Genomic DNA, 2,887 nt, shown 5'->3' with positions numbered 1-2,887 from the left:
GGGCCGGCGCGGCCGCGCCGACGCAGAGCCAGCTCACGACGCCCGTGCCCGACTCGGTCGCCGCGGTGTTCACCGCGCTCCCGCAGGGCGGGGAGCGGACGGATGTCGCGGCCGCCGGCTCCGCGACGGCGAGCGCGCCGGATCTGGTCGGGTTCGCCGCGGCCGCCTGCCGCCCGCCGCTGATGGAGTCCTGGCTGGTCGGCGGCTCCACGAGCACCGGCGCATCGGATCTTGTCATCCTCGCCAACCCAGGGGCCGTCGCCTCCACGGTGCAGCTCACCGTCTTCGGCACCGCCGGTCCGACGGTGCCGGCCGGCGGCGACCTCGTGATCGCGCCGAACTCGCAGCGCGCCGTTCCCCTCTCCGGCCTCGCGCTGGGCGAGGCGAGCCCCGTGATCCGGGTGACGGCGACCGGCGCTCCGGTCGTCGCCGCGCTGCAGACCTCGCTGACCCGCACCCTCCTCCCCGGTGGCGTCGACCAGGTCGGCGCGATGATCGTGCCCGACCCGCTGCTGCTCATTCCCGGCGTCACCGTGACGCTTCCCCCGGGCGACGGCTCGGGCGAGTCCGGTACGATCGTCCGCCTCCTGTCGCCCTCCGCCGACACCACGGCCACCGTGACCGCCACTGCGGTGGGCACGTCCATCCAGGGGATCGAGCCGCTCTCCGTGGCGCTGCCGGCGGGCCTGCCGGTGGATCTCGAGCTCCCAGGGCTCGTGCCAGGCGAATACACGGTGCGGGTGGCGGCCGAGGCCCCCCTTGTCGGCGCGGTCTGGGAGACGACCGGCTTCGGCGAGGGCTCCGATTTCGCCTGGTACATGCCTGCGCCGGCGATCGCCGTGCCGAGTCTCGTCGCGATCCCGGCCGGCCCCGCGGCCGCGATCATCGTCGCGAACCCATCGGACTCCGACGCGCAGGTCACTCTCGAGGCCGTGGACGGCTCCAGTTCGTCGCAGATCACGGTCGCCGCCGGCCGCGAGGCGCGGCTGAGCGTGCGCCCAGGCACGGTCTACTCGCTCGACGCCGGCGCTGCGCCCATCCGCGCGAGCGTGACCATGTCGGGTGACGGCGCGCTCGCCGGCTACCCGGTGTGGTCGGCGGATCAGGCGGCGAAGCCGATCACCGTGTATCCCTGACCGGGCGGCGGGCTAGAAGTATCTGAACCGCTCGGGCCCGAGATCCCACGGGTCGCGGTCGAGGTACTCCGCGGCGGCGCGGAAGACGCTGCCCTCGATCATGATGCGGCGGTGCAGGTCGTCGTCGCGGTGCAGGTGGCTGAGGCGCTCGATCGGCAGCCGGTAGAGGATGATCCGCTTCTCGTCGGTGAGCACCTGCCAGCGGGGGATGCCGTCCGCATCCGTGGCAGGCGGCATGTCGCCGATCTCGAAGCTGACATCGCGCAGCTCCGGCCATGCCGACCGCAGGAACTCCGCGGCTGTGCCCACCGCGAGGTCGAATCGCTCGGCGCGGGTATCCAGCGGAGGGAGCGGAGGCCTGACCACCGGACTGCGGTCCTCCCGGCCGTGCCGGCCGTGCCGCCCCGGACGGCGCGCGGGCCGCGCAGCTTCCCTCGTCTTCCGCCACGGCATGCCCCCATCCTAAGTCGCACGAGTGTGGCGGACGCGTTGCTCCGTCGCCCGGCGCGACGGCGCCGGCGCCACCCGAACCGGCCGGCGGCGCGGCATCCATCCGGCGAAGGATCGCGCGGGTAGCGTGAGGGAAATGCGCGAGAGACTCTGTTCGAAGGTGGGCTGCGCCCGCGAAGCGGTGTCGACCCTGACGTACGACTACGCCGACCAGATGGCCGTGGTCGGGCCTCTCGGCCGCGCTCTCGACCCGCACGCCCACGACCTGTGCGCGGTGCACACCGACCGGCTCTCCGTGCCCAAGGGCTGGGTCGTCGTGCGGCACGAGACCCTCCGCGTCTGACCCCGCCGGTCGTCCGCCGCTCACATGGGAGAATGGCCGGATGCCGAGCCACACCTCCGTCGCCGCCCCTGAGGCAACCGTTCGACCGTTCGAGTTCGAGGTCGCTGATCTCGCGCTCGCCGAAGCGGGCCGTCACCAGCTGCGTCTCGCCGAGAACGAGATGCCCGGCCTGATGGCCCTGCGCCGTGAGTTCGGTGCGCAGCAGCCGCTCAAAGGCGCGCGGATCGCGGGCTCGCTGCACATGACAGTGCAGACGGCCGTGCTGATCGAGACGCTCACCGCCCTCGGCGCGCAGGTGCGCTGGGCGAGCTGCAACATCTTCTCGACGCAGGATGAGGCGGCCGCGGCCGTGGTCGTCGGCCCCACCGGCACGGTGGACAGCCCGGCCGGCGTCCCGGTGTTCGCGTGGAAGGGCGAGACGCTCGAGGAGTACTGGCGCCTCGCCGATCGCATCTTCGACTGGTCGGCGGAGGGTTTCGACGGTCCGAACCTCATCCTCGACGATGGCGGCGACGCGACGCTGCTCGTGCACCGCGGCGCCGAGTTCGAGAAGGCGGGCGCGGTTCCGGATGCCGAGTCCAACGCTTCCGACGAGTACCGGATCGTCCTGGCCACGCTGCGGGCGAGCCTCGAGCGCGACCCGGAACGGTTCACCCGCATCGCGGCCGGCCTCATCGGCGTGACCGAGGAGACGACCACCGGCGTGCACCGCCTCTACGAGCTCGCCGCCGCCGGCAAGCTGCTCTTCCCGGCGATCAACGTCAACGATTCCGTGACGAAGTCGAAGTTCGACAACACCTACGGCATCCGCCACTCCCTGCCCGACGGCCTGAACCGCGCGACCGACGTGCTGATCGGCGGCAAGGTCGCCTTCGTCGTGGGCTACGGGGACGTGGGCAAGGGCGCCGCGGAGGCGCTCCGCGGCCAGGGCGCCCGGGTGATCGTCAGTGAGATCGAC

Annotated in this window: 4 protein-coding genes; 3 read left to right on the top strand and 1 reads right to left on the bottom strand. The window is 72.7% G+C overall.

Features of this window, described 5'->3' with window-relative positions; genetic code table 11:
* A partial coding sequence (locus tag AC1DVT_RS19270; protein ID WP_477390901.1) for a DUF5719 family protein occupies positions 1–1,136 on the top strand: 1,136 nt, incomplete at its 5' end.
* 12 nt (positions 1,137–1,148) lie between these two features.
* Here AC1DVT_RS19270 and AC1DVT_RS19265 read toward each other — a convergent pair.
* Complete coding sequence (locus AC1DVT_RS19265; protein WP_477390899.1) at positions 1,149–1,589, bottom strand: metallopeptidase family protein; 441 nt, start codon at positions 1,587–1,589, stop codon at positions 1,149–1,151.
* 133 nt (positions 1,590–1,722) lie between these two features.
* Between AC1DVT_RS19265 and AC1DVT_RS19260 the strand changes: the two genes are divergently transcribed.
* Together AC1DVT_RS19260 and AC1DVT_RS19255 are read left to right on the top strand one after the other, a co-directional pair.
* A complete protein-coding gene (locus tag AC1DVT_RS19260) occupies positions 1,723–1,929 on the top strand; it encodes a DUF3499 family protein (protein WP_477390898.1) in 207 nt (68 codons plus the stop codon).
* Positions 1,930–1,969: 40 nt separating this feature from the next.
* On the top strand, positions 1,970–2,887 hold a 918-nt coding region (locus tag AC1DVT_RS19255), incomplete at its 3' end, for an adenosylhomocysteinase (protein WP_477390896.1).

The sequence above is a fragment of the Microbacterium sp. P2_F9 genome (genome assembly GCF_056403635.1).
The sequence above is the reverse complement of the archived record's forward strand: the minus strand, read 5'-3'. Positions and strand labels throughout refer to the sequence as shown.